The sequence below is a fragment of the Streptomyces sp. JB150 genome (assembly GCF_011193355.1).
Lineage (GTDB): Bacteria > Actinomycetota > Actinomycetes > Streptomycetales > Streptomycetaceae > Streptomyces.
This window is the reverse complement of sequence record NZ_CP049780.1, coordinates 1,426,348-1,451,086: the sequence shown is the minus strand read 5'-3', so window position 1 is coordinate 1,451,086 and position 24,739 is coordinate 1,426,348. Positions and strand designations below refer to the sequence as shown.

Annotated in this window: 24 protein-coding genes, 1 tRNA gene and 1 pseudogene; 12 read left to right on the top strand and 14 right to left on the bottom strand. The window is 73.2% G+C overall.

The genetic code is table 11. From position 1 onward, the window contains the following. Window positions 1-27 precede the first annotated feature (27 nt). Window positions 28-1,269: a DUF1343 domain-containing protein gene (locus tag G7Z13_RS06900; RefSeq protein WP_165997040.1), complete on the bottom strand. Its 1,242-nt coding sequence runs from the start codon at window positions 1,267-1,269 to the stop codon at window positions 28-30. A 221-nt stretch (window positions 1,270-1,490) separates the two neighbouring features. On the opposite strand from G7Z13_RS06900, the gene G7Z13_RS06895 reads away from it, so the two are divergent. Genes G7Z13_RS06895 through G7Z13_RS06885 form a run of 3 tightly spaced genes read left to right on the top strand, consistent with a single transcriptional unit; the run spans window position 1,491 to window position 4,542 of the window. Next, complete coding sequence (locus tag G7Z13_RS06895) at window positions 1,491-2,255, top strand: SDR family oxidoreductase (RefSeq protein WP_165997038.1); 765 nt, start codon at window positions 1,491-1,493, stop codon at window positions 2,253-2,255. Continuing rightward, window positions 2,252-3,916, top strand: coding sequence for an AMP-binding protein (locus G7Z13_RS06890; protein WP_240926137.1), 1,665 nt, complete (start codon window positions 2,252-2,254; stop codon window positions 3,914-3,916). The genes G7Z13_RS06895 and G7Z13_RS06890 overlap by 4 nt, the downstream gene beginning before the upstream one ends. A gap of 32 nt (window positions 3,917-3,948) precedes the next feature. Continuing rightward, the gene (locus G7Z13_RS06885) at window positions 3,949-4,542 is read left to right on the top strand and encodes a TetR/AcrR family transcriptional regulator (protein ID WP_165997034.1); all 594 of its coding nucleotides are present in this window, start codon (window positions 3,949-3,951) and stop codon (window positions 4,540-4,542) included. Here the strand turns inward: G7Z13_RS06885 and G7Z13_RS06880 are convergent. The 8 genes from G7Z13_RS06880 to G7Z13_RS06845 all read right to left on the bottom strand — a co-directional run bounded on the left by G7Z13_RS06880 (window position 4,481) and on the right by G7Z13_RS06845 (window position 11,127). Then, on the bottom strand, window positions 4,481-5,401 hold the full coding sequence (locus G7Z13_RS06880) for a LysR family transcriptional regulator (RefSeq protein WP_165997033.1): 921 nt from the start codon (window positions 5,399-5,401) through the stop codon (window positions 4,481-4,483). The two genes, G7Z13_RS06885 and G7Z13_RS06880, sit on opposite strands and share 62 nt — an antisense overlap. A gap of 161 nt (window positions 5,402-5,562) precedes the next feature. Then, entirely contained in the window at window positions 5,563-6,777 is a 1,215-nt protein-coding gene (locus G7Z13_RS06875; protein ID WP_165997031.1) for an acyl-CoA dehydrogenase family protein, read from the bottom strand. Window positions 6,778-6,783: 6 nt separating this feature from the next. Then, window positions 6,784-7,806, bottom strand: coding sequence for a phosphotransferase family protein (locus G7Z13_RS06870; RefSeq protein WP_165997029.1), 1,023 nt, complete (start codon window positions 7,804-7,806; stop codon window positions 6,784-6,786). A 157-nt stretch (window positions 7,807-7,963) separates the two neighbouring features. Beyond that, window positions 7,964-8,260 (bottom strand): hypothetical protein, encoded by a 297-nt coding sequence (locus G7Z13_RS06865; protein WP_165997027.1) that lies wholly within the window; start codon window positions 8,258-8,260, stop codon window positions 7,964-7,966. Between the two features lie 164 nt (window positions 8,261-8,424). Further along, complete coding sequence (locus G7Z13_RS06860; RefSeq protein WP_165997025.1) at window positions 8,425-8,748, bottom strand: DUF202 domain-containing protein; 324 nt, start codon at window positions 8,746-8,748, stop codon at window positions 8,425-8,427. Continuing rightward, window positions 8,745-9,137, bottom strand: a complete 393-nt coding sequence (locus G7Z13_RS06855; protein ID WP_165997023.1) for a DUF202 domain-containing protein — start codon at window positions 9,135-9,137, stop codon at window positions 8,745-8,747. Before G7Z13_RS06855 ends, G7Z13_RS06860 begins: the two co-directional genes overlap by 4 nt. A 37-nt stretch (window positions 9,138-9,174) precedes the next feature. Beyond that, on the bottom strand, window positions 9,175-9,690 hold the full coding sequence (locus G7Z13_RS06850) for an NUDIX domain-containing protein (RefSeq protein ID WP_165997020.1): 516 nt from the start codon (window positions 9,688-9,690) through the stop codon (window positions 9,175-9,177). 546 nt (window positions 9,691-10,236) lie between these two features. Further along, window positions 10,237-11,127 carry a DMT family transporter gene (locus G7Z13_RS06845; protein WP_165997018.1) on the bottom strand — a complete coding sequence of 297 codons (891 nt, stop codon included), beginning with the start codon at window positions 11,125-11,127 and terminating at the stop codon, window positions 10,237-10,239. Between the two features lie 434 nt (window positions 11,128-11,561). On the opposite strand from G7Z13_RS06845, the gene G7Z13_RS06840 reads away from it, so the two are divergent. Beyond that, entirely contained in the window at window positions 11,562-12,509 is a 948-nt protein-coding gene (locus G7Z13_RS06840) for a hypothetical protein (RefSeq protein ID WP_165997016.1), read from the top strand. A gap of 146 nt (window positions 12,510-12,655) precedes the next feature. Next, window positions 12,656-14,212: an APC family permease gene (locus G7Z13_RS06835; RefSeq protein WP_165997014.1), complete on the top strand. Its 1,557-nt coding sequence runs from the start codon at window positions 12,656-12,658 to the stop codon at window positions 14,210-14,212. Between the two features lie 434 nt (window positions 14,213-14,646). On the opposite strand, the gene G7Z13_RS06830 is transcribed toward G7Z13_RS06835, so the two are convergent. Next, window positions 14,647-16,044, bottom strand: coding sequence for a gluconate:H+ symporter (locus tag G7Z13_RS06830; RefSeq protein ID WP_165997013.1), 1,398 nt, complete (start codon window positions 16,042-16,044; stop codon window positions 14,647-14,649). A 134-nt stretch (window positions 16,045-16,178) separates the two neighbouring features. Continuing rightward, window positions 16,179-16,697 carry a gluconokinase gene (locus G7Z13_RS06825; RefSeq protein WP_165997011.1) on the bottom strand — a complete coding sequence of 173 codons (519 nt, stop codon included), beginning with the start codon at window positions 16,695-16,697 and terminating at the stop codon, window positions 16,179-16,181. Window positions 16,698-16,828: 131 nt separating this feature from the next. Here G7Z13_RS06825 and G7Z13_RS06820 point away from each other — a divergent pair, with 131 nt between their 5' ends. Further along, a complete protein-coding gene (locus tag G7Z13_RS06820) occupies window positions 16,829-17,530 on the top strand; it encodes a FadR/GntR family transcriptional regulator (RefSeq protein WP_165997009.1) in 702 nt (233 codons plus the stop codon). 160 nt (window positions 17,531-17,690) lie between these two features. Here G7Z13_RS06820 and G7Z13_RS06815 read toward each other — a convergent pair whose 3' ends face one another. Then, window positions 17,691-18,116, bottom strand: coding sequence for a YchJ family metal-binding protein (locus G7Z13_RS06815; protein ID WP_165997007.1), 426 nt, complete (start codon window positions 18,114-18,116; stop codon window positions 17,691-17,693). Window positions 18,117-18,480: 364 nt separating this feature from the next. Here G7Z13_RS06815 and G7Z13_RS06810 point away from each other — a divergent pair. Together G7Z13_RS06810 and G7Z13_RS06805 are read left to right on the top strand one after the other, a co-directional pair. Further along, window positions 18,481-19,514 (top strand): annotated as a pseudogene (locus tag G7Z13_RS06810) (phage tail protein); the annotation flags it as partial. 168 nt (window positions 19,515-19,682) lie between these two features. Beyond that, window positions 19,683-20,573, top strand: a complete 891-nt coding sequence (locus G7Z13_RS06805) for a peptidoglycan-binding protein (protein ID WP_166004718.1) — start codon at window positions 19,683-19,685, stop codon at window positions 20,571-20,573. 73 nt (window positions 20,574-20,646) lie between these two features. On the opposite strand, the gene G7Z13_RS06800 is transcribed toward G7Z13_RS06805, so the two are convergent. Continuing rightward, window positions 20,647-20,734 (bottom strand) — tRNA-Leu (locus G7Z13_RS06800). 201 nt (window positions 20,735-20,935) lie between these two features. Here G7Z13_RS06800 and G7Z13_RS06795 point away from each other — a divergent pair. The 3 genes from G7Z13_RS06795 (at window position 20,936) to G7Z13_RS06785 (ending at window position 23,653) form a co-directional block, all read left to right on the top strand. After that, window positions 20,936-22,261: a M20/M25/M40 family metallo-hydrolase gene (locus G7Z13_RS06795; protein ID WP_165997005.1), complete on the top strand. Its 1,326-nt coding sequence runs from the start codon at window positions 20,936-20,938 to the stop codon at window positions 22,259-22,261. Window positions 22,262-22,418: 157 nt separating this feature from the next. Continuing rightward, window positions 22,419-22,652 carry a chaplin ChpH gene (gene chpH, locus G7Z13_RS06790; protein ID WP_165997003.1) on the top strand — a complete coding sequence of 78 codons (234 nt, stop codon included), beginning with the start codon at window positions 22,419-22,421 and terminating at the stop codon, window positions 22,650-22,652. A 113-nt stretch (window positions 22,653-22,765) separates the two neighbouring features. Beyond that, window positions 22,766-23,653: a chaplin gene (locus G7Z13_RS06785; protein WP_165997001.1), complete on the top strand. Its 888-nt coding sequence runs from the start codon at window positions 22,766-22,768 to the stop codon at window positions 23,651-23,653. A gap of 65 nt (window positions 23,654-23,718) precedes the next feature. Here G7Z13_RS06785 and G7Z13_RS06780 read toward each other — a convergent pair whose 3' ends face one another. Continuing rightward, complete coding sequence (locus G7Z13_RS06780; RefSeq protein ID WP_165996999.1) at window positions 23,719-23,907, bottom strand: DUF5703 family protein; 189 nt, start codon at window positions 23,905-23,907, stop codon at window positions 23,719-23,721. 47 nt (window positions 23,908-23,954) lie between these two features. Here G7Z13_RS06780 and G7Z13_RS06775 point away from each other — a divergent pair, with 47 nt between their 5' ends. Then, window positions 23,955-24,680 carry a hypothetical protein gene (locus G7Z13_RS06775; RefSeq protein WP_165996997.1) on the top strand — a complete coding sequence of 242 codons (726 nt, stop codon included), beginning with the start codon at window positions 23,955-23,957 and terminating at the stop codon, window positions 24,678-24,680. Window positions 24,681-24,739 lie beyond the last annotated feature (59 nt).

The following is a 24,739-nucleotide window of genomic DNA, read 5'->3' as shown; positions in this document are numbered from 1 at the left end:
GCCGCGCCGGCCGGACCTCACGGCCCGTCAGTACAGCAGGTACTCCTCCCGCACCGCGCGGAAGGCCGCCAGCTCCGGCTCCCAGTCGGCGACCACGTCGTCCACGCCCGCTCCCGCGTCGATCAGGGTGCGCACCCGGGTGGAACCGGTGAGCTTGTCGATCCAGTTGTCCGGCCGCCACGCGAAGCCCGGCCAGACCCGCTTGGCGGTCACCAGCAGCCCGATGCCGGTGCGGACCGGGTCGAAGGCCGCCCGGTCGTGGACGTGGACCTGCACACCGCCGACCGTCTTCCCCTGGAACTTGGAGAAGACGGGTGCGAAGTACGCCTCCCGGAAGCGCACTCCGGGCAGGCCCAGCGCGTTCGCGGCGGCGGCCCAGCGGCCGTCCACCCCCTCCGCGCCGAGCAGTTCGAACGGGCGGGTGGTGCCCCGGCCCTCGGAGAGGTTCGTGCCCTCGAACAGACACGTCCCGGCGTAGACGAGGGCGGTGTCCGGGGTCGGCATGTTGGGGCTCGGCGGCACCCACGGCAGCCCGGAGGCGTCGTGGAAGTCCCGCCGCCTCCAGCCCGTCATCCGTACGACGTCCAGCCGCACCGGCGCGTCCGCCAGGAACTCCCCGCGGAACAGCCGGGCCAGCTCGCCGACCGTCATCCCGTGCGCCTGCGCGATCGGCTCCCGGCCGACGAACGTCGCGAACTCCTTGCGCAGCACCGGGCCCTGGGCGGAGCGGCCGGTCACCGGGTTCGGGCGGTCCAGGACGACCACGCGCTTGCCGGCGAGGGCGGCGGCCGCCATGCAGTCGTACAGCGTCCAGATGTACGTGTAGAAGCGGGCGCCGACGTCCTGGATGTCGAAGAGGACCGTGTCCACGCCGGAGGCGGTGAAGACGTCGGCGAGGGCGCGGCCGCTCTTGAGGTACGTGTCGTAGACCGGCAGGCCGGTGGCCGGGTCGTCGTAGCGGCCCTCGGAGCCGCCGGCCTGGGCGGTGCCCCGGAAGCCGTGCTCCGGGCCGAAGACGGCGGTGAGGTTCACCCGGTCGTCGGCGTGCATGACGTCCACGACGTGACGGGCGTCGCGGGTGATGCCGGTGGGGTTGGTGACGATGCCGACCCGCTCGCCGCGGAGGATGCCGTACCCGTCGTTCACGAGGCGTTCGAAGCCGGTGCGCAGGCGGTGGCCGCGCGGGGCCGCGCTCGCCGTGGCCGTGGCCGTGGTGGTCGCGGTGAGGGCCGCGGTGCTTGCCAGGACGGTGCGTCTGGACACGTTCATGCGTGGACCTCCGGTGGGTGTGGAGTGCTCCCGCAGCGAGTGTCCCAGGGTGCGGGCCGGTGGGAAGGTGCTCGCGCCCACGCGGCGGAACCGCACCGCGGCCCAGCCCCCGCGCCCCTTCTCCACTCACCCTTCCGCTCACCCTTCCTTGTGACATACCGACCGGTTAGTCTGACGTCTCGCGGGCACTGAGCCGTGTCGCGTCGCGTCGAAGGAGACCGATGGTGGAAGCCGTGCAGGGTGCGGGAGTGGTGGTCACCGGGGCCGGTGGCGGGATCGGGGCCGCGTTGGCGCGGCGGTTCGCCGCCGAGGGGGCCCGGGTCGTCGTCAACGATCTGGACGCCGAGAAGGCCAAGGCCGTCGCCGGGGAGATCGGCGGGATCGCCGTGCCGGGCGACGCCTCCGCCGTCGTCGGCGAGGCGCGCGACGCGCTGGGCGGCGTCGTCGACGTCTACTGCGCCAACGCCGGTGTCGCCTCGGGCGGTTCGGAAGCCGCCGGGGAGGACGTGTGGGCGCTCGCCTGGGACGTCAACGTCATGGCACACGTGCGCGCGGCCCACGCGCTGCTGCCCGGCTGGCTGGAGCGGGGCGGCGGGCGGTTCGTGTCGACCGTGTCGGCGGCCGGGCTGCTCACCATGATCGGGGCCGCGCCGTACAGCGTCACCAAGCACGGGGCGTACGCCTTCGCCGAGTGGCTGTCGCTGACGTACCGGCACCGGGGTGTGAAGGTGCACGCGATCTGCCCGCAGGGCGTGCGCACCGACATGCTCACCGCCAGCGGCAGCGCCGGGGAACTCGTCCTGCGGCCGACCGCGATCGAGCCCGAGGCGGTCGCGGACGCGCTGTTCGCCGGCATCGAGGAGGACCGCTTCCTGATCCTGCCGCACCCGGAGGTCGCCGGGTACTACCAGGCACGCGCCACCGACCCCGACCGCTGGCTGGGCAACATGAACCACCTCCAGCGGAAGTGGGAGGCCGCGCGGTGAGCCGGGGCTACGCCGACAAGCCCTGGCTGGACCTGCTCGAAGAGCACCAGAAGGCACCCATCGGCCCGGCGGACTCCCTCGTGCACGCCCTGCGGCGCGCGGCCGCCGAGGCACCCGAGCGGACCTTCCTCGCCTACTTCGACGGGCGGCTCGGCTACCGGGAGGCCGACGTACTCAGCGACGCGGTCGCCGGTCACCTCGCCGCCCGCGGACTGGAGCGCGGCGACCGGGTCGCCGTGCTGCTGCAGAACTCCCCGCACTTCGTGCTCGCCGTCCTCGGCGCCTGGAAGGCGGGCGCGGTCGTGGTGCCGGTCAACCCGATGTACAAGGCGGGCGAGGTCACCCATGTGCTGCGCGACGCCGAGGTCACGGCGCTGATCTGCTCCGACCGGGCCTGGGAGACGTATCTGCGCGACACCGCGCGGGACTCGCCGGTGCGGATCGTGCTCACCGGCTGCGAACGGGACTTCCAGACCCGCGACGACGAACGCGTGCTCGCCTTCGAACGGCCGGCGCCCGCCGGCGACGCCGACGACCTCACGGCCGTGGCCCGCGCGGGCCGCACCGCGCCCGAGGGACGCGACCCGGAGCCCGGCGACATCGCGCTGATCAGCTACACCTCCGGCACCAGCGGCGCGCCCAAGGGCGCCACCAACACGCACGGCAACATCATGTACAACGCCGAACGCCAGCGCACCGGCCTCCGGCTGCCCGAGGCTCCGGTGTACTTCGCGCTCGCGCCGCTGTTCCACATCACCGGCATGGTCTGCCAGCTCGGCGCCTGCCTGAACAGCGCGGGCACGCTCGTGCTGGCGTACCGGTTCGAGGCGGGCGTGGTGCTCGACGCGTTCGCCGAACACCGGCCGCACTACACGGTCGGGCCCGCCACGGCCTTCATGGCGCTGGCCGCGCACCCGTCCGCCACCCGCGACCACTTCTCGTCCTTCCGGGTGATCTCCTCCGGCGGCGCCCCGCTGCCGCCCGCCCTCGTGGAGAAGTTCCGGGCCGGGTTCGGGCCGTACCTGCGCAACGGCTACGGGCTCACCGAGTGCACCGCCCCCTGCGCCTCCGTGCCGCCCCACCTGGAGGCGCCCGTCGACCCGGTGTCCGGGACGCTCGCCGTGGGCCTGCCCGGACCCGACACGCTCGTGCGGATCGTCGACGACCGAGGCGAGGACGTGCCCTTCGGGCAGCAGGGCGAGATCGCGGTCAGCGGCCCGCAGGTCGTGCCCGGCTACTGGCGGCGGCCCGACGCCACCGCCGAGACCTTCCCGGACGGCGAGCTGCGCACCGGGGACATCGGGTTCATGGACGAACGCGGCTGGCTGTACGTCGTCGACCGCAAGAAGGACATGATCAACGCGTCCGGGTTCAAGGTGTGGCCGCGCGAGGTCGAGGACGTGCTCTACACGCATCCCGCGGTGCGCGAGGCGGCCGTCGTCGGCGTGCCCGACGGCTACCGCGGGGAGACCGTGAAGGCGTACATCAGCCTCCGGCCGGGCGCAGCGGCGGACCCGGAGGAGCTGGCCGCGTACTGCAGGGAGAAACTGGCCGCCTACAAGTACCCGCGGCAGGTGGAGGTCCTGCCCGACTTGCCGAAGACGGCGAGTGGGAAGATCCTCCGTCGGGAACTGCGTTCCCGCACGCTGGACAACCGGTAAGGCAAGGCAACACGGAAAGGCAGGTGGCGGCAGTGCCCAGGACGACGGACGGAGACGGGGCTCCTGTGCCGCAGCGGCTGCTGGCCGCCGCCACCCGGCTCTTCGCGGAGCAGGGTTACGACCGCACCTCGGTGCAGGAGATCGTGGAGGCGGCCGGCGTCACCAAGGGGGCGCTGTACCACTACTTCGGCTCCAAGGACGACCTGCTGCACGAGGTGTACGCGCGCGTGCTGCGCCTCCAGCAGGAGCGGCTGGACACCTTCGCGGACGCCGACGAGCCGGTGGAGAAGCGGGTGCGGGACGCGGCGGCGGACGTCGTGGTCACCACGATCGAGAACCTGGACGACGCGGCCATCTTCTTCCGCTCCATGCACCACCTCAGCCCCGAGAAGAACAAGCAGGTGCGCGCCGAGCGGCGGCGCTACCACGAGCGCTTCCGCGCGCTGATCGAGGAGGGCCAGGAGGCGGGCGTCTTCTCCACGGCGACCCCGGCGGACCTGGTGGTCGACTACCACTTCGGTTCCGTCCACCACCTGTCCACCTGGTACCGCCCCGACGGCCCGCTCACCCCGCAGCAGGTCGCCGACCACCTGGCGGACCTGCTGCTGCGCGCGCTGCGGCCGTGAGATGAGCCAGCAGGGCCCGTGCCGCCGGATTGCGCGGTGCGGGTCCCCGCCCGGCCAGCACCACCGTGCGGCCGGGTTCCGGCTGCCGGATCCGCACGCACGGCAGCCCGGCGCGCTCCCCGATCTCCCGGGGCACGAACGCGACACCGATCCCGGCCCGCACGAGGTCGACGAGCAGGCCGATCTGCGTGACGTCGCAGGTGATACGGCGTTCCAGACCGCAGTGGGCGGCGAGGCGCCGTACGGCCGTCTCCAGACCCGTGCCCGCGCGGAAGTCGACGAACGGCTCCTCGGCGAGGTCCTTGATCAGGGTGCGGCCCGCGGCGGCCAGCCGGTGGCCGGGCGCGGTGACCAGCACCAGTTCCTCGTGCCAGGTGGCGTGCGCCGTGAGCCCTTCCGGCAGCTGCCCGAGGTCCGGCACCAGATACGCCAGATCCAGCTCGCCCGCCCGCAGCGCGTCGGTCAGTTCGGCGACCGGGGCGTCCCGCACGGACACCTGGACGCCGGGGAACTCCGCGTGGAACGCGGCGAGTTCGGCGGGCAGGTCCACACAGGTCAGCGTCTGGATGGTGCCGATGGCCACGCGGCCGGCGGCCAGGCCGGTCACCGCCGCCACCGCCTCCCGTGCGGCCTCCGCCCCGGCCAGCAGCGCGCGGGCCTGCGGCAGCAGGGCCCGGCCGGCCTCCGTGAGCACGACGCGCCGGCCCGTGCGGTCGAACAGGTCGGCACCCAGCTCCCGTTCCAGATTCCGGATCGAGGTGCTGAGCGCCGACTGCACGATCAGTTCGCTGCGGGCCGCGGCGGTGAAGCTGCCCTCGGTGACGACCGCCATGAAGTGGCGCAGCTGGCGGATCTCCATCCATCTATTTTATGGAACGCCGGCAGCGAAACCATCTGTTGGACCGCTGGGGGTGGCCCGCACGACGCTGGACGCATGCAGCGCACACCGGCTCTCTGGTCCCGTTTCGTCGCCTTCGTCCGCGCGCTGGCCCGCGCGGACCATCACTACTTCGGGGGTTACTAGGCGTACTTCCGCAGCTCCCGCCGGGCCAGCGACCGCTGGTGGACCTCGTCCGGGCCGTCGGCGATCATCAGGGTGCGGGCGCCGGCGTACAGCTCGGCGAGCGGGAAGTCCTGGCTGACACCGCCCGCGCCGTGCAGCTGGATCGCCTTGTCGAGGATGCCGACCACCGCGCGGGGCGTGGCGATCTTGATGGCCTGGATCTCCGTGTGGGCGCCCCGGTTGCCGACGGTGTCCATCAGCCAGGCCGTTTTCAGCACCAGCAGCCGCAGCTGCTCCACCGTCACGCGCGCGTCGGCGATCCAGTTGTGCACCACGCCCTGTGCGGCCAGCGGCTTGCCGAACGCCTCGCGGGAGACCGCCCGCCGGCACATCAGCTCGATCGCCCGCTCGGCCATGCCGATCAGCCGCATGCAGTGGTGGATCCGGCCGGGACCGAGCCGGGCCTGGGCGATGGCGAAGCCGCCGCCCTCCTCGCCGATCAGGTTCGACACCGGCACGCGCGCGTGGTCGAAGACCACCTCCGCGTGGCCGCCGTGCCAGTGGTCCTCGTAGCCGAAGACCTGCATGGCGCGCTTGACGGTGACGCCGGGGGTGTCGCGCGGGACCAGCACCATGGACTGCTGACGGCGGATGTCCGGCCCGTCCGGGTCGGTCTTGCCCATCACGATGAAGACTTTGCAGTCCGGGTTCATCGCCCCGGAGATGTACCACTTGCGGCCGGTGATGACGTACTCGTCGCCGTCCCGCTCGATGTGCGTGGTGATGTTGGTGGCGTCGGAGGAGGCCACCTCGGGCTCCGTCATCGCGAACGCCGAGCGGATCTCGCCCGCGAGCAGCGGCTGGAGCCACTGCTTCTTCTGCGCCTCGTCGCCGAACTGGGCGAGCACCTCCATGTTGCCGGTGTCCGGCGCGGCGCAGTTGGTCGCGGTGGGCGCGAGCTGCGGGGAGCGGCCGGTGATCTCGGCGAGCGGGGCGTACTGCAGGTTGGTGAGGCCGGCGCCGTGCTCGGCGTCGGGCAGGAACAGGTTCCACAGCCCCTGCCGCTTCGCCTCCGCCTTCAGCTCCTCCACCACGGCCGGGGTCTCCCACGGGGAGGCCAGCCTCTGCCGCTGCTCGTGGGCGACCGCCTCGGCCGGGTGGACGTACTCGTCCATGAAGGCGAGCAGCTTCCCGCGCAGCTCCTCGGTGCGCGCGTCGAACGCGAAGTCCATGTGTCCTCAGCCTTCCTGAAGGGTCGACAGACCGTGGTCGATGAAGACCGGCACCAGCTCGCCGATGCGGTCGAAGCCCCGCCCGACCGTCTGGCCCAGCGTGTAGCGGTAGTGGATGCCCTCCAGGATCACGGCGAGCTTGAACCAGGCGAACGCCGTGTACCAGGAGACCGCGGACACGTCGCGCCCCGAGCGCGCGGCGTACCGCTCGATGAGTTCGGCCGGGGACGGGTGGCCGGGGGCCTCGGCGGTGGTGGAGACGGGGGAGCCGGGCAGGCCCAGCGGCATGCTGTACATCACCAGCAGGCCCAGGTCGGTCAGCGGGTCGCCGAGCGTGGACATCTCCCAGTCGAGGACCGCCCGGATCCGGTCGTCGTCCCCGATGAGAACGTTGTCCAGGCGGTAGTCGCCGTGCACGACGGCCGGGGCGGGGGAGCCGGGCAGGTCGCGGCCGAGCGCGGCGTGCAGCTCGTCGATGCCGGGCAGGTCGCGGTTGCGGGAGGCGTCCAGCTGCTTGCCCCAGCGGCGCAGCTGGCGGTCCAGGAAGCCCTCCGGGCGGCCGAAGTCGCCGAGGCCCACCTCGGCGGGGTCCACGGAGTGCAGCTCGACCAGGGTGTCCACCAGGCCGAGCACCACCGCGCGGGTGCGCTCGGGGCCGAGCGGGGCGAGCTGGCCGGCGGTGCGGTACGGGGTGCCGTCGACGAAGTCCATGACGTAGAAGGGCGCCCCCAGCACCTCCTCGTCCTCGCAGAGCAGGACGGGGCGGGGCACCGGCACGTCCGTCGGGTGCAGGGCGCTGATCACCCGGTGCTCGCGCCTCATGTCGTGCGCGGTGGCCAGGACGTGGCCGAGCGGGGGGCGGCGTACGACCCACCGGGCCGTGCCGTCGGTGACGGCGTAGGTGAGGTTCGACCGCCCGCCCTCGATCAGCCGGCCGGTCAGAGGACCGTGCACGAGACCGGGGCGCTCACGGTCGAGCAGGGCGCGCAGCCGGTCCGGGTCGAGGCCTGGCGGGTGGTCGGAACTCATCGTCGCTCCTACGGACGGGGGAACGGGTTCCGACTCATGATGCCGACCGGTCGGTATGCCGTCCAGTGGGCGGAGCGAACGTGATCAGGGCCACGATAGGCGGACGGCTCCCACGCGGGTGCGGGGAGCCGTTCCGGGGTGCCGGGCGGGCAGGGCCTCAGTGGTCGTCCCAGTGGTCCTCGTGCTGTGCGTGCCGGTGGCCGTCGTGGAGGTAGTCGACGTGATCGCCGTGCAGGACGGTGGCGTGCCCGCAGTCCTCGCCGTGCCGGTGGTCGTGGTCCGGGTGGGCGGTGTGCCCGTCGGCCTCGCACTCGTCCCAGTGGCCGGCGTGCTCGCGGTGCAGATGGCCGTTGTGCGCGTAGTCGACGTGGTCGCCGTGCGGCACCTCGGTGTGCCCGCAGTCGGGGCCGTGGGCGTGGGGGTGGGCCTGGTGTTCCTGGTGGAGCGTCGTCATGGGTCTCACTTCCGGTGGGGGGCGGAGGAAGAGGGGCATTCCCGGCAATCAGGGTGGCATGACGTCCGCGTACCCCGCAGCGCCGAGGCAACGCGGCGCGGCGGGGTGAGGCCGGACGGGGTGGGGTGAGGTAGGACCAGGTACTGTCCCCAGGGGGTGTCCGCCTAGAGGATCAGGGCGACCGCGCACACCGCCAGCGCCACCGTGCAGGCCGTCGCCGCCGTCGCGTGGCGTGGGGGCAGGGGGGCGGGGCGGAGGGTGGTGGTGAGGGCGCGGATGCGGTGGTGGGCGAGGAGGAGGAAACCCAGCCAGAGGGTGAAACACAGGGCGCAGGCGAGCAGCGCGGGCGTGGTCGGGCCCTCGTGCAGCGTGGTCCGCATGGCGAGCACCGCCGCCACGGTCAGGGAGAGGGTCGTACGCCGCCAGGCCAGCCGGGTGCGCTCGGGCTGGAGTCCGGGGTCCCGCTTCCCGGGCGCGGCCCCGCTCATCCTTCCCAGCCGAACAGCACGACGACGACCATCGCCACGGCCACGACCGCGACGACCAGGCTGAGCAGCGCGGGGAACCGGGACGCCGGCAGGTCCTCGCCGCGCCGCATGGCCCGCTCGCAGCGCAGCCAGTGGTTGACCGCCCGCAGGGAGCACAGCGCGCCCGCCGCCAGCAGGGCGAGTGCCAGCCCGATCCGCCAGCCCCACCGCAGGTCCGGCAGGAACTGGTCCACCGCGAAACCGCCGCCGATCAGCGCGAGCGCGGTGCGCAGCCAGGCCAGGAAGGTGCGCTCGTTGGCCAGCGAGAAACGGTAGTCGGGGGTGCCGCCCTCGTCCCGTATCCGGGCGGGGGTGAACCACAGACGGACGTTCCGCAGGACTTCGATCACTCGTACGACAGTACCGGGAGGGGTGCGCGGCGGCAGATCAGCCCGTCGCCCGGTGGGCCCGCAGCCGCTCGTACGCGGCGAGGCCGTCCGGGACCCACTCCCACTCGGGCAGCCGCCGCAGCAGCTCGTCCTCCGGCAGGAAGGCGTGCCAGGCCACCTCCTCCGCCTGGGGGCGGACCGGGAGGTCGCAGCGCACCTCGTAGACGGCGGACCACCAGGACCGGCCGGCGCCGTCGTCGTAGAGGAACGTGAACAGGTGGCGCGGGCGGGGCAGCCCGCTCACGCCCAGCTCCTCCTCCGCCTCGCGCAGCGCCGCGTCGTCGTAGGACTCGCCGGCGCCCACCACCCCGCCGACGAACATGTCGTACAGCGAGGGGAAGACCAGCTTGGTCGCCGTGCGCCGGTGGACGAAGACGTGGCCCCGCGCGTCGCGCGCCTGCACGAACACACAGCGGTGGCGCAGGCCCTTCGCGTAGACCTCCCCGCGCGGGAGCCGCCCGATGACGCGGTCGTTCTCGTCGACGATGTCCAGCATCTCGTCCGCAGCGCTCATGCCCCCATCCAAGCAGCCGAGGCCCGCACTGCGGCAGCCTGCGCTTGCCTCCGGGCAGGGCGGCCCGTCTTGGGACGGCTCGCGCCCGTCTTCCGGCGGTCCGCGCCCGCGTTCCGGAGGTCGGCGCCTGCCGCGCGGCGGCTCGCGCCCGCGTTCCGGGCAGGCCGTTTCCGGCGGCCCGGGCCGGCCTCGGGGTGGCCCGTCTCGGGCCGCCCGGGCCTGCCTCCGGCAAGGCCGTCAGTCTTCCGGAGGGGGCGGCTGTGACTCGGGCTCACCCCGTCTGGGGGGGGGCGACGCGTGTCTGGGGTGGGGCGTTCTGGGGGAGGGCTGGGCTGGGTTGCATGCTGAGCAGGAGGATGCCGCGATCCCGGCTGTCAGGCCGCTCGCCTTCCGGTAGGGCGGGGTCCCTCTGCCGGTGGCCGGCGCCCGCCTCCGGGTGGCCCGTCTCCGGCGGCCCGTGCCGGCCTCCGGGGGACCCGTCTCGTGCGGCTCGCGCCCGCCCTCCCGCAACGCGGCCCGCCCCCGTGGGGCGGTCGGGGCTGCGGCTCAGCTTGTTCGGAGGGCGACGCGTGGTGGGGCAGGGGTGCCCTGGGGGAGGGCTGGGTGCATGCCGAGCAGGAGGATGCCGGTGATCACGGCCGTCAGACCCGCCGCCTGGCCGGCCAGGGCCGCCGCGTCGGTGTGCAGCCGGTCGCCGAGGAAGCCGACGCCGCAGACGATGCCGGCCAGCGGCTGCGCGGCGGTCAGGGCGGGCAGGCTCTTGCGCAGCGGGGCCGTCTCGAAGGCGCTCTGCACCAGGATCAGCCCGGTCACACCGAGCACCAGCACGGCGTACGGCTGCCAGCCGGTCAGCAGCTCCGCCCACCCGCCGGCGGCGAACCGCTGCCCGCTCTCCCGGGTCAGCGCGTCCTGGACGCCGTACAGCAGCCCCGCCGCCACCGCGAGCAGCACCGGAGCGGAGCCGAGGCGGGTGCGGCGGGCGTATCCGGTCAGCAGCAGGGCCGTACCGGTCATCAGGCCGATGATCAGCCAGTGCCGCAGCGGATCGGCGACCGCGTGGCCGCCGCGCGGCTCGCCCGCCATCAGGAACGCGGCCACGCCGCCCGCGAGCAGCGCGAGGCCCAGCCAGCCCTGGCGGCCGAGCGGCTGCCGGGTGCGGCGCCGGGACAGTGCGAGGGCGAAGAGCAGGTTGGTGGCGAGCAGGGGCTCCACGAGGGAGATCTCGCCGTGGCCGAGGGCCACCGCGCCGAGGGCCATGCCCACGGCCATGAGGCCGATGCCGCCGAGCCAGCCGGGCATCTTCGCCAGATCCAGCAGCAGCCGCGGCGAGAGGAAGTCCGCGAGGGGCGCGCGCTGGGCCGCGCTCTGCTGGAGGACGAAACCGAACCCCAGGCAGCAGGCGGCACTCAGGGCGAGCACCAGAACCATGATGGACAAGCCGCTCCCTGGGTGATCATTCGGCAGTGCACGGGCAAATGGGATGCTTCCGGCCATGCTGAGCGGTGCGGCGAGGCTGCGCTATGACACACGTCACATCGGGGTGGGGTCCGGTGCGGCCCGTGCCCCTTCCGCCTGCGCAAGTCCCCTGGGTGTGAACGGCGTTGACGCGTGTCATGTACCAGTGGCGCTTGACGGAGAGCCTTGGCTGGGGGTTTGCTGTGCGTGATCGTCTGATGGCAGAGCACATTCGTGGCCGGCTCTGAGTCTCCTCCGAGCCGCCCGAGCCGACCCCAGCCGACCCGAGCCGACTCGAGTCGATACGGAGTCGGCCCTCAGTCCTCAGCCATCAGCCCGCAATCCGCCCCAGCCGGCCCCGAGCCCAGCCCCCGTCGCCCCGAGTCACCCAGAGAGAGCCCAGAGGAACGTTCGAGGTGTCCCCGCCCCCGCCTCCTCTCGGCCGCCGCAAGCGCGCGGACCGGGGTCTCGACTCGGCCCTCGACGACACCGAACTCACCGCCGCCCGCGCCGCCCTCGCCCAGGGCCGCTGGCAGGCCGCCCGCTCCCTGCTCGCCCGCACCGGCGACGACTGGGACCTGCGCGGACACCGGGTTACCGTGCTCGCGCACGAGCCGTACACCGCCGCCTGGGCCCGCGAGTGGCTGCTCGCCGAGCCGGACTCCGCCGACGCCTCCGTGCTGCTCGCCGTGGCCCGGGTGTCACGGGCGCTGCGCGGCAAGGAGAAGCCGGACCGGGCCCGCGACGCCTGCCGGGGCGCCGCCGCCCGGCTCCCCGCCGACCCCACCCCCTGGCTCGGCCTGCTCCTGCTCGAACGCCACCTCGGTGAGCAGGCCGAGGTCGTACGGACCTTCGAACAGGTGCGGGCCCGGTACGCCGACCACCACCACGCCCACCACCTGGTGGTCGCCCGGCTCGCCGAGCGACGCGCCGACGCGGGCCCCGACCCGCTGCACGAGGTGTACGACTTCGCCGGCTGGGCCGCCGAGCAGGCCCCCGCCGACTCGCCGCTGGCGATCCTGCCGGTGGTCGCGCACGCCGAGCGGTACCGGGTGCTGGCCGCGCACGGCTTCGAGCCCGCCGACCCGGCCGCCTCCGCGCACTGGACCGGCCGCCGGGCCCGGCAGGTGATGAAGGCCGCCTTCGACTGGTGGCTGGAGTGGGAGCACGACGGCCATCCGCGCCGCCTCGTCGACCTGAACTACCTCGCCCACGCCAAGTACTGCGAGGGCCGCTCCGCCGAGGCCGCCGCCCTGTTCCACCGCATCGGCGAGCGCCCCACCCCCGAGCCGTGGTCCTACCCGGACCGCGACCCGCTCGCCGCCTTCCGCGCCGCCCGGGGACGGGCGCTCGGCACGGGGTGAGCCCGGATCCGCCCCGGTGACCCGCCGCCGCCCTCCCAAGAGGCCCCCGGCCCCGTCCCCGACCCCGCCTCCCCCCCCCACAGCCCTCACCCCCCAGCGCTCCCCCCGACCCTCACCCCCGACAGCAGGCAAGGACGGTCCACACGATGACGACGGGCAGTTCCCCCACGACACCGCCGAGCACCGCCGACGGCGCCGCCGACGGCATCAGCACCTTCAAGGGCGAGGAGCGCGCCCTGCGCGCCGGCCGGCTCGGCACGGGCGGCCTGCTGCTGTCGGTGCTCGCGGCGACCGCGCCCCTCATGGTCGTCGCCGGTGTCATGCCCACCACGTTCGCGGTGATGGGGATCGTCGGCCAGCCGCTCCTCTTCGTCATCCTCGGCGTCGTACTGGTCCTCTTCGGCATCGGCTACGCCGAGATGAGCCGCCACGTCCACAACGCGGGCGCCTTCTACGCCTACATCTCCCGCGGCCTCGGCGGCACCGCCGGAGCGAGCGCCTCGCTCGTCGCCCTGGTCGCCTACAGCGCGCTCCAGGTCGGCATCTACGGCATCTTCGGCTTCGAGGTCGCCGGACTCCTCGCCACCTACGCCGACACCGAGATCGCCTGGTGGGTCCCCGCGCTGGCCGCCGTGGCTGTCGTCGGCGCGCTCGGCTGGCTGAAGATCGACGTCAACGCGCGCGTGCTCGGGGTGCTGCTGCTCATCGAGCTGGCCCTCGTCGTCGTCTTCGACGTCGCCGCCGTCGCCGACCCCGGCCCGCAGGGCCTGTCACTGGCCGCCTTCGACCCCGGCACCCTCTCCGGCGCGGGCGTCGGCACCGCGCTGTGCTTCTGCATCGCCGCCTTCACCGGTTTCGAGCAGGCCCCCGTGTACGCCGAGGAGACCAGCCGTCCGCACATTCTCGTGCCGCGCGTGATGTTCCTCGCCGTCGGCTTTGTCGCCGTCTTCTTCGCCCTCAGCTCCTGGGCGCTCACCGTCGCCACCGGTCCGGACCACATCGTCGGCACCGCGCGCGAGCAGAGCGCCGGACTGCTGTTCTTCCTCACCGAGTCCCGCCTCGGCGGCACCTTCACCGACGTGCTGCACGTCCTGTTCGTAACCGGCATGTTCGCCGCGCTGCTCAGCTTCCACAACGTCGTCGCCCGGTACGCCTTCGCCATGGGACGCGAGGGACTGCTGCCGCGCGCCTTCGGCCGGACCCGGGGCGCCAGCGGCGCGCCCGGCACCGGCTCGCTGCTCCAGACCGTTATCTCCGGCCTGGTCGTCACCGCCTTCGCCCTCGCCGACGACAGCCCCGCCGGCGACCCGACCGAGCCCGTGCTGCACCTGTTCACCTGGTTCGGCAACGTGGGCGCCCTCGGCGTGATCCTGCTGATGGCCACCGCCTCGCTGTCCGTCGTCGTCTTCTTCGCCCGGCGTGGCGCCGCGGGCACGCAGGCCTGGCGGCTGGTCACCTCCACGCTCGCCGGACTCGCGCTGCTCGTCATCGCCGGCTTCACCGTCAAGGACTTCGACGTCCTGGTCGGCGCCGGCCCCGGCTCCACGCTGCGCTGGACGCTGCCCGGCATCATCGCCGCGGCGGCCGCCGCCGGCGCGGTCCTCGGCCTGGTCCTGCGCTCCCGCGCCCCCGAGACCCACGCCCGCATCGGCCTCGGCAACGAGGCCTTCCAACTGGACAAGGCGGCGACGGACCGCCCGTAGCGCCGGGGACCGGCTGCGGCGCCGGATGCCGCGGGCCGGTCGTGGAGCCGGGGTGCCCAGGTCGTCGTACGGCCCGGAGCGCGGCGGTGTCCTCGGTGCGCTGCCCGCGCGCGGGCCGGGCGCGGGGATCCGCGGGCCATGCGGCCGGCCAGGTGGACCGGCTACGCCGCCCCGGTGGGGGCGATTGCCCCGACCGGGGGCGGGCAACCAGTGACGCACGCTCGCCGCCACCGGACAGGGCCCGCGACGTGCGGGGGACACGACCACGTCTGGTCCCGCCCGCCGTACCCGCGCCCGGCCGCTGGCACGTCGACGATGTCCGGGCCGAGCCCGCCGCGGCGGACGAGAGAAGGGCCCACCCCCGGGGAGGGGTGGGCCCTTCTCGTCCGCGGGCCGGAGCCGAGCCGTACCGCGCCGGCCGAACCGTCGTACGGCTAGATGATCAGCGACAGCAGCAGCACGAACGCGCCGGCCACCACCGAGATGATCGTCTCCATCACCGACCAGGTCTTGATCGTCTGCCCGACGCTCAGCCCGAAGTACTCCTTCACCAGCCAGAAACCGGCGTCGTTGACATGGCTGAAGAAGAGCGAGCCGGCGCCGATGGCGAGGACGAGGAGGGCGGCGTGGGTGGTGGACATGTCGGCGGCCAGCGGGGCGACGAGGCCCGCCGCCGACACGGTCGCCACCGTCGCCGAGCCGGTCGCGAGGCGGATCGCGACCGCGATCAGCCAGGCCAGCAGCAGCGCCGGGATCGACCAGTCCTCCGAGATGTCGAGGACCATCTGACCCACACCGGAGTCGATCAGCGTCTGCTTGAAGCCGCCGCCCGCGCCGACGATCAGCAGGATGCCCGCGATGGGCGCGAGGCCCTTCTCGACCATGCCCGAGACCCGCTCCCTGGAGAAGCCGGCCGGGCGGGCGAGGGTGAAGATGCCGAGCAGGACGGACGCGAGCAGCGCGATCAGCGGCGAGCCGATGACGTCGAAGACGCGCTGGACGGTGGACTCGGGATCGTCGACGACGATGTCCACCAGGGCCTTGGCGAGCATCAGGACGACCGGCAGCAGGATGGTGGCCAGGGTCGCGCCGAAGCTCGGGCGCTTGTCCAGCTCGTCGGAGGCGCGCTGCGGGATCATCCGGTCCGGGGCGGGGACGTCCACCCAGCGGGCCGCGAACCGGGAGAAGACCGGACCGGCGATGATCACCGTCGGGATGGCGACCAGCACGCCGAGCGCCAGGGTCACACCCAGGTTGGCCTGGACGGCGTCGATCGCGACGAGCGGGCCGGGGTGCGGCGGGACCAGGCCGTGCATCACGGACAGTCCGGCGAGCGCGGGGATGCCGATCCGCATCAGGGAGTAGTGGCCGCGCTTGGCGACCATCAGCACGACCGGGATCAGCAGCACGACGCCGACCTCGAAGAACAGCGGCAGTCCGATCACGGAGGCGATCAGCACCATCGCCCACGGCATGGACCTGCCGCCGGCCTTGGCGAGGATGGTGTCGACGACCTGGTCGGCGCCGCCGGAGTCGGCGAGCATCTTGCCGAGGATCGCGCCGAGCGCGATCAGCACGCCGACGCCCGCCACGGTGGAGCCGAGGCCGGTGGTGAAACTGGCGATCGCCTTGTCCAGCGGCGCCCCGGCGAAGGCGCCGAGCGCCAGTGACCCGATGGTCAGCGCCAGGAAGGCATGCAGCTTGAACTTGGTGATGAGCAGAACGATGACGGCGATGCCCGCCAGCACGGCGATGCCCAGCCGGCCGTGGCCGGCCGAGGTGATGGGCTCGACGGCGTCCGCTGCCAGCATCTCGACGCTGAGTCTGGTCACGGGGGTTCCCTTGCAGGTACGGGGATGGGGGAGGGGGCGCCCGGACGGTCCGGGGCGAGGGGGTTAAGGGGAGTGAGGGGGGTGAGGGGGGTAAGGGGAGTGAGGGGGATGACACGGGAGGGCGGCGGAGACGGTTACCGGGCCGGGCCGGACAGCTCGTCCAGCGCCCGCACCGCCCGCTCGGTGATCTCCTCCGGGCTGCCGGAGACGTTCACGGCCACGCCCGCCTCGTCCGCCCCGAGCGGCTCCAGCGTGGCGAACTGGGAGTCGAGCAGCGCGGTCGGCATGAAGTGGCCCCGCCGGTGCGACATCCGGTCCTCGACGAGCGCGCGGTCACCGGTGAGGTGCACGAAGACCAGCCCCGGCGCGGCGGCCCGCAGCCGGTCCCGGTACGACCGCTTCAGCGCGGAGCAGCTGACCACCCCGCCGAGCCCCGCCCGGCCGTCCGCCCAGCCGCCGATGGCGTCCAGCCACGGGAGGCGGTCCTCGTCGGTGAGCGGCGTGCCGGCCGACATCTTGGCGATGTTGGCCTGGGGGTGGAAGTCGTCGCCCTCGGCGTAGGGGACGCCGAGCCGGGCGGCGAGCAGGGGACCAATGGTGGTCTTGCCGGTGCCCGCGACGCCCATGACCACGACGACGTGGGGGGTCTTCATCGCTGCCTCGCTGTCTTCGTCGACACGGTGATGTCGGCATACTGAAACGCATTAGGTACGACGAATTCAAGAGCCTGTGATGAATAAGTCTGACTTTTTGGTTGCGTGATCCGCCTCGTACTCTGTGGTGCATGAGCACACCGGGCCGGGGGCTGCACGGCCGCGTACTGGACACCCTCGGCCCCGAGATCACCGCGGGCGAGTACCCCCCGGGCAGCGTGCTGCGCACCGACGAACTCGCGCAGCGCTTCGACGTCTCACGCTCCGTGATGCGCGAGGCCGTACGGGTCCTGGAGTCCATGCACCTGGTGGAGTCCCGCCGCCGGGTGGGCGTCACCGTCCGCCCCAAGGCCGAGTGGAACGTCTACGACCCGCAGGTCATCCGCTGGCGGCTGGCCGGCGCCGACCGGCCGCACCAACTGCGCTCGCTCACCGTGCTGCGCTCCGCCATCGAACCGGTGGCCGCGCGGCTCACCGCCCAGCACGCCACCGCCGAGCAGTGCGCCCGGCTGACCGAGTGCGCCCTCGGCATGGTCGCGCACTCCCGCGGCCACCAGCTGGAGGGCTACCTGCTGCACGACATCGCCTTCCACCGGGTCATCCTCACCGCCTCCGGCAACGAGATGTTCGCCCGGCTCGGCGATGTCGTCGCCGAGGTGCTGACCGGCCGCACCCAGCACGACGTGATGTTCGAGGACCCCGACCCGGCCGCCGTCACCCTGCACGTCCGGGTCGCGGAGGCGGTCCGCGCCCGCGACGCGGACCGCGCGGAGCAGCTGACCCGTGAGATCACCGTCGGCGCGCTCCAGGAACTGGACATCCTCGCGCCCTGAGGGGCTGCGGGGCCTGCGGGGCCGGGGCCTTCGTGGGCCTGCGTGGGCCTGCGTGGGCCTGGGGGGGGGCCGGGGCCTGAGGAGCCTGAGACCCTCAAGGCCCGAGTCTTGCGCCTTGCGCCTTGCGGCCCGTGACCCGAGCCGCCCCCCCCGGCGCCCCTCATTCCTCCGGGAACTCCCCGTCGACGTACACCCACGCCCCCTCCACCCGCTCGAACCGGCTGCGCTCCAGCAGCGCGCCGCCCCGGAACGAGGCCCGGAAGGTCACCGTGCCGGTGGAGTGGAACGCGGTGCCGTCCGTGGTGTCCAGGATCTCCAGGCCGGTCCACCGCGTCCCCGGGTCGAAGTCGATCCGCGGCGGCCGGGTCCGCGGGTGCCAGGTCCGCAGCAGATACGCCTCGTCCCGCTGCACGAAGGCGCTGTAGCGCGACCGCATCAGCCGCTCGGCCGTCGGCGCCGCGCCCTCACCGCGGTGGAATCGGCCACAGCACGTTGCGTAGGTCTCCGCGTGACCGCACGGGCATGTGGCCTTGCCGGCCGGTGCGGAGGCGGTACGGCGCCGGAGATGGGAGCTGCGTCGGGACATACCCGCCATTCTGCTGCACCACGGCCCGTGGCGAGAGTGTGAGGGTCTCGTCGTGACACGCGCACATCGTGTGCGAGTCGTGCGCGCCGCCCTCCACGGATACTCCCGCAGAGGTGGCGTGAAGGCGTCTTGTTGTCCCAACTCCCCACCGGGAAACGTGGGTTGCGCACTTGAGCATCAGGAGTCACAAGCGCGCTGCTTGGCCCGGACGGCCGTACGTCCCGGGTGCTGACGGGGGAAGCTGATGCGGTGCCCACCGATCGGGGCCGTCCGACCGCGCCCCGCTGACGTTCGCACACGCCGCCCTCCTTCTTCGCCGTCTCTTGGTGCCCACGACCGTGCCCGACAAGGGATCGGAGGGGGAATGCCGACGAACCCAGTGAGCGCCGCCAGGCCGACGTATCCCGGCGTCCACGTCGAAGAGCTTCCCAGCACCACCCGCACCCTCTCCGCCGTGACCACGTCCGTGACGGCCTTCGTCGGTCACACCCGGCGCGGCCCGCTGAACGAGCCGGTGCGGGTCACCGGCTTCACCGAGTTCGAACGCAGCTTCGGCGGCCTCGGCTCGCAGAGCGCCGTCGCCCGGTGCACCAGTTCTTCGGCAACGGCGGCTCCGTCGCCGTGATCGTCCGGGTCGCCCGGGCCGGCAGCGGCAAGGCCGCCCGCGTCGTCCTGGAATCCACCGACGGACACAGCGAGAGCCGCGTCCTGGAGGTCCACGCCAAGGAGTCCGGCGTCTGGGGCAACGGCCTGCGCGTCGCCGTCGACTACGACACACCCCACCCCGACGAGACCTTCGACCTGCGCGTCCACGACGCCAGGGGCGACATCCGGGAGAGCTCCACCGGCCTGTCCATGGCCGCCGGACACGGCCGCCACGCCCCCACCGTGATCAACGCCGGCTCACGCCTCATCCGCGTCGAGGCCGTCGGCGAGGGCCGCCCCGACCCCTGCGGCACCGTCTCCGAACCGTTCGGACACCAACTGCCCGCCCTCGCCGTCGACCTCACCGTCAAGATCGGCGACGTGGAGCGCGCGTTCACGCTGCACGACCCCGACTGCGACGGCGAGGCCCCCACCACCGTCGCCGAGCTCGCCCTCCTCCTGGAGCGCAAGCTGCGCGCCCTGCCCGACGCGCCCGGCAAGCACGCCTTCGCCGGCGCGGAAGCCCCCGCGTTCGGGCGGCGGTTGCAGGTCGTGGCCGGCTCCCCCGACCCCGGTGACGTCGTCCGCTTCCTCGGCGAGTGCGCCAACGACCTCGGCCTGGAGGCCTCCGTCAACCCGCCGGTGTTCCCGCTCGCGGGCGGCGAGGACGGCGAGGCACCCGGCCCCCGCGACCTGATCGGCTCCGAGGCCGGCAAGACCGGCATCCAGGCGCTGCGCTCCGTCGCCGACGTCACTCGCCTTCGCCCCGCTCGCCACCGCCGTGCCCGCCGCCGACGCGGCCGCGCTCGCCGCGGAGGAGCGCGCCCGCCGCGAGGAACAGGCCGCCGAGGCCGCCGCGCCCGCCGAGACCCGGCCCGCGCCCGCGCGCCGCCCGCAGGACACCCCGGAAGGAGACCAGTGATGGCCAGGCCGATCAGCGCGTCCACGATGGTGGAGATCCTGCGGGCGGAGGGCCTGACCGTCCACGAGGTCCGCGACTGGCGCACCCACAACCGCAACAGCAAGGGCCCCTGGGGCCCGGTCAACGGCGTGATGATCCACCACACCGTCACCTCCGGCACCGCCCGCTCCGTCGACATCGGCTACGACGGCTACGCCGGGCTGCCCGGCCCGCTCTGCCACGGCGTCATCGACAAGCGGGGCCACGTCCACCTCGTCGGCAACGGCCGCGCCAACCACGCCGGCCTCGGCGACGGCGACGTGCTGCGCGCCGTGATCAACGAGACGACGCTGCCGCCCGACAACGAGGCCGACACCGACGGCAACCGGCACTTCTACGGCTTCGAGTGCGTGAACCTCGGCGACGGCCGGGACCCGTGGCCCGAGGCACAGAAGGAGGCCATCGAGAAGGTGGCCGCCGCGATCTGCCGCCACCACGGCTGGAGCGAGAGATCCGTCATCGGCCACAAGGAGTGGCAGCCCGGCACGACCGACCCGCGCGGCTTCACCATGGACGGCATGCGCGGACGCATCCGCGACCGGCTGCGGGGCGGCGGGGGAGGCGGAGGCGGCACGAAGCCCGCCCCGCCGAAGCCGTCCTACGAGCCCTTCCCCGGCAGCGCCTTCTTCCACCCCGGGCAGCGGTCGCCGATCATCACGGCCATGGGCCGCCGCCTCGTCGCCGAGGGCTGCGGCCGCTACGAGAACGGACCCGGCCCCGAGTGGACCGACGCCGACCGCCGCTCCTACGCCGCCTGGCAGCACAAGCTCGGCTACCGGGGCAAGGACGCCGACGGCATCCCGGGCCGCTCCAGCTGGGAGAAACTGAAGGTGCCGGACGTCCGCGACTGAGGGCCCGCGAGCCGGGGCGCCGGACCCGGAAACGACGGATCCCCCGGCCGCGTGAGCGACCGGGGGATCCGGCTGGTGTCCGAGGGGGGACTTGAACCCCCACGCCCGATAAAGGGCACTAGCACCTCAAGCTAGCGCGTCTGCCATTCCGCCACCCGGACAAGGTGTCTGTCGTGCGGGGCGGTTCTCCCCGCGGCGACGACGTAAACATTACCAGGCTTTCGGGGGTGGCCGATCACCCCCGGGTCTCGGCCCGGTCTCCCGTGAACGGCGTATGACGGGCCGGGCCCGCGCTTGGGCCCGGCAGGCCGGAGGGGGAGGATGTGGGGGAACCACCAGCGGCGACAGCGGGAGGAAGCAGCGTGAGCCAGACGGGCACCGGCCAGGGCGTCACCGGCGAGGACGAGGTCGTCGACCTCTGCAGCGAGCTGATCCGGATCGACACCAGCAACTACGGCGACCACTCCGGCCCCGGCGAGCGCAAGGCGGCCGAGTACGTCGCCGAGAAGCTCGCCGAGGTGGGGCTGGAGCCGAAGATCTTCGAATCCCACTCCGGCCGCGCCTCCACGGTGGCCCGGATCGAGGGCGCGGACCCCACCCGCCCCGCCCTGCTCATCCACGGCCACCTCGACGTCGTCCCGGCCAACGCCGACGACTGGACCCACCACCCCTTCTCCGGCGAGGTCGCCGACGGCTGCGTCTGGGGGCGCGGCGCCGTCGACATGAAGGACATGGACGCGATGACCCTCGCGGTCGTCCGCGACCGGCTGCGCACCGGCCGCAAGCCCCCGCGCGACATCGTGCTCGCCTTCCTCGCCGACGAGGAGGCCGGCGGCACCTACGGCGCCCGCCACCTGGTCGACCACCATCCGGACCTGTTCGAGGGCGTCACCGAGGCGATCGGCGAGGTCGGCGGCTTCTCCTTCACCGTCAACGAGAAGCTGCGGCTCTATCTCGTCGAGACCGCCGAGAAGGGCATGCACTGGATGCGGCTGACCGTCGAGGGCACGGCCGGCCACGGCTCCATGACCAACAACGACAACGCGATCACCGAGCTGTGCGACGCCGTCGCCCGCCTCGGCCGCCACACCTGGCCGGTCCGCGTCACCAAGACCGTACGGTCCTTCCTCGACGAGCTGTCCGACGCGCTCGGCACCGAGCTGGACCCCGAGAACATGGACGAGACCCTCGCCAAGCTCGGCGGCATCGCCAAGATGATCGGCACCACCCTGCGCAACTCGGCCGCGCCCACCATGCTCGGCGCCGGCTACAAGGTCAACGTCATCCCCGGCCAGGCCACCGCCCACGTCGACGGCCGCTTCCTGCCCGGCTACGAGGAGGAGTTCCTCGCCGACCTCGACCGCATCCTCGGCCCGCGGGTGAAGCGCGAGGACGTGCACGCCGACAAGGCGCTGGAGACCGACTTCGACGGCCGGCTCGTGGACGCCATGCAGAGCTCCCTGGCCGCCGAGGACCCGATCGCGCGGGCCGTGCCGTACATGCTCTCCGGCGGCACCGACGCCAAGTCCTTCGACGACCTCGGCATCCGCTGCTTCGGCTTCGCCCCGCTGCAGCTGCCGCCGGAGCTGGACTTCGCCGGCATGTTCCACGGGGTGGACGAGCGGGTCCCGGTCGACGGGCTGAAGTTCGGCGTCCGCGTGCTCGACCGCTTCATCGACGCGTCCTGATTCGTCCTGCTGAAACGCGACTTCACTTTTCGGGCACGCGTGCGGGCCCCCGCCGGGACGGGTGAATGCGCTCATAGGGTCGTAGCTCTATTAGTCCCTCCTCGTTATGGGTGATGCGATCCGAACGTGGGATCACCTTGCCAACCAGGAGGAATTAATGATGAAGAAGGTCGTCGCCGCTGCCGCCGCCACCGGTGGACTGGTTCTCGCGGGTGCGGGCATGGCCGTCGCCGACTCCGGTGCCCAGGGTGCCGCCGTGCACTCCCCGGGTGTCGCGTCCGGCAACGTTGTCCAGGTGCCCGTGCACATCCCCGTGAACGTCTGTGGCAACACGGTCTCGGTGATCGGCGTGCTGAACCCCGCCTTCGGCAACTACTGCGTCAACAAGTGACATCGGGCCTCGCCTCATGAGGGTCTGAGCCGTTCGGCCCCGGAGCGCGCGCCATGCGCTCCGGGGCCGAACGCTCTTCCCGGTTCTGTCACGACGTCGAAGGAGATTCAGCAATGCGACAGGCCACCCGCAAGGGCCTGATGACCGTGGCGGCCGCGACGGGGGTGATCGCCGCCGCCGGCGGCCAGGCCCACGCGCACTCCGCGGGTGCGGCCGGCTCCGCCGCCGGCTCGCCCGGCGTGCTGTCCGGCAACACCGTGCAGGCGCCGGTGCACGCGCCGGTCAACGTCTGCGGCAACACCGTCAACGTCGTCGGGGTGCTCAACCCGGCGGCCGGCAACTCCTGCGGGAACCACAGTCACGGCCACGGCGGCTCCGGGGGCTACGGCGACACGCACGGCTCCGGCGGCTCCGGTGGCGCGCACGCGAGCGGCCACACGTCCGACTCGCCGGGCGTCGCCTCGGGCAACACCGTGCAGGTGCCGGTGCACGCGCCGGTCAACGTCTGCGGCAACAGCGTCGACGTCATCGGCGTCGGCAACGCCGCGACGGGCGACGACTGCGCCAACGGGGACAACGGCTCCGGCGGCGGTCACCCCACCCCGCCGGGAGACGGCGGCGGCACGACGCCGCCGGGCACGAACCCGCCGGGCACGAACCCGCCCGGGACGACACCTCCGGGCACCACTCCGCCGGGCACCCCTGAGCAGCCCGGTACTCCGGAGCAGCCCGGCACCCCGGGCGGCCCCACGGATCCCGGCACCCCGGGAACCCCGGTGAGCCCCGGCACTCCGGGCACCCCGCCCCAGGCAGGCGGCACCACCCCGGACGACCACGGCCCCGGCAGCCGGCCCGACGTCCCGTCCGTCACCCAGCCGCGGGCTGACGCCCGGCTCGCGGACACCGGCAGCGGCCTGCCGCTCGGGACCGCCGCGTCCCTCGGCGCGGGAGCGCTGGTGGCGGGCGCCGTCCTGTACCGCAGGGCACGCGCCTCCGCGTAACGCACGCACCGGAAACGGAGCGGGCCCCGCCGTCCGGCGGGGCCCGCTCCGATGTGCTTCTCACCTCACCACGTGGCACGCGTCTGGCGAATGATCCGCCGGCGCAACCGCACCTTGCGGCTGCCGTCGCGCAGCAGGCTCAGGCGGTGCAACTCCCAGTGTCCGTACTCGGCATGGTCCGTCAGCAGACGTGTGGCGTCCTTGCGGGAGACCCCGCGCGGTACGTACACGTCGACAAATTCGTATTCCGGCATCGCATCTATTGTGCGTCTTGGGGTCCGGTACGGATAGCGTCTGCAGTATGTCTGATGCTGCGCAGCCCACCGCTGCCGAGGTACGCGCCGCCGCCGAGGCGGTCAAGACCGCGCTCGACCGCCATCTCGCCGCGGTCGAACGCCGGTCGGGGGAGGACGACCCGGCCGTCTACGAGGCGTTCAACCAGCTGGCCGCGGCCGCAGAGGCGTACGACGAACTGCTCTACGACCGCTATGACGAGGTCACGCCCTTCGAGATCCCCGGAGCGGACGACTCGCTGCCGCCGTACACCGGGCCCGACGAGCCGAACGCGCTCAGTGTGCTGATCCGCCGCGACTACGCGGTGGCCCACCCACAGCGGCTGATGGCGCAGGCCCGGCGGATCGTGACGGCGGACGAGGGCACGGACGCGGACGCCGCGGAGAGTGTCAACGGCGCGCTCGGCATCCTGTTCGGCGAGTTCGAACCGGACGAGATCGCCTCCCGGCACAAGGAGTTCGGTCTCGAGGAGGGCGACTCCACGATGTGGGTGACCGCCGCGGACGACCTCCCGGAGCCCGGCGAGTGGCTGTCGGCCCCGTTCGACTCCGTCGACCGGCAGCGGGTGGTGTGCCGCTTCGACGTCAGCGCGGTCTTCGACGAGGACCTGGACGACGAACCCGACTCCGGGCAGCTGGAGGCGGAACTGGACGAGGACGAGGACGTGGAAGGGGACGACGACCTGGATCTCGACGAGGACGAGGATCTGGAGCCGCTCGACGCGGACCGCTGACCCATCCGCCCCGGGCGTCACGGCGGCCACGGGGAACCACCGTGGCCGCCGTTGCTCGT

Bases quoted from the DNA above. Each gene is read 5' to 3' on its own strand.
- G7Z13_RS06900 (WP_165997040.1), bottom strand. From the start codon at position 1,269: ATGAACGTGTCCAGACGCACCGTCCTGGCAAGCACCGCGGCCCTCACC.
- G7Z13_RS06895 (WP_165997038.1), top strand. From the start codon at position 1,491: ATGGTGGAAGCCGTGCAGGGTGCGGGAGTGGTGGTCACCGGGGCCGGT.
- G7Z13_RS06880 (WP_165997033.1), bottom strand. From the start codon at position 5,401: ATGGAGATCCGCCAGCTGCGCCACTTCATGGCGGTCGTCACCGAGGGC.
- G7Z13_RS06875 (WP_165997031.1), bottom strand. From the start codon at position 6,777: ATGGACTTCGCGTTCGACGCGCGCACCGAGGAGCTGCGCGGGAAGCTG.
- G7Z13_RS06870 (WP_165997029.1), bottom strand. From the start codon at position 7,806: ATGAGTTCCGACCACCCGCCAGGCCTCGACCCGGACCGGCTGCGCGCC.
- G7Z13_RS06865 (WP_165997027.1), bottom strand. From the start codon at position 8,260: ATGACGACGCTCCACCAGGAACACCAGGCCCACCCCCACGCCCACGGC.
- G7Z13_RS06860 (WP_165997025.1), bottom strand. From the start codon at position 8,748: ATGAGCGGGGCCGCGCCCGGGAAGCGGGACCCCGGACTCCAGCCCGAG.
- G7Z13_RS06850 (WP_165997020.1), bottom strand. From the start codon at position 9,690: ATGAGCGCTGCGGACGAGATGCTGGACATCGTCGACGAGAACGACCGC.
- G7Z13_RS06835 (WP_165997014.1), top strand. From the start codon at position 12,656: ATGACGACGGGCAGTTCCCCCACGACACCGCCGAGCACCGCCGACGGC.
- G7Z13_RS06825 (WP_165997011.1), bottom strand. From the start codon at position 16,697: ATGAAGACCCCCCACGTCGTCGTGGTCATGGGCGTCGCGGGCACCGGC.
- G7Z13_RS06820 (WP_165997009.1), top strand. From the start codon at position 16,829: ATGAGCACACCGGGCCGGGGGCTGCACGGCCGCGTACTGGACACCCTC.
- G7Z13_RS06815 (WP_165997007.1), bottom strand. From the start codon at position 18,116: ATGTCCCGACGCAGCTCCCATCTCCGGCGCCGTACCGCCTCCGCACCG.
- G7Z13_RS06805 (WP_166004718.1), top strand. From the start codon at position 19,683: ATGGCCAGGCCGATCAGCGCGTCCACGATGGTGGAGATCCTGCGGGCG.
- chpH (WP_165997003.1), top strand. From the start codon at position 22,419: ATGATGAAGAAGGTCGTCGCCGCTGCCGCCGCCACCGGTGGACTGGTT.
- G7Z13_RS06785 (WP_165997001.1), top strand. From the start codon at position 22,766: ATGCGACAGGCCACCCGCAAGGGCCTGATGACCGTGGCGGCCGCGACG.
- G7Z13_RS06780 (WP_165996999.1), bottom strand. From the start codon at position 23,907: ATGCCGGAATACGAATTTGTCGACGTGTACGTACCGCGCGGGGTCTCC.
- G7Z13_RS06775 (WP_165996997.1), top strand. From the start codon at position 23,955: ATGTCTGATGCTGCGCAGCCCACCGCTGCCGAGGTACGCGCCGCCGCC.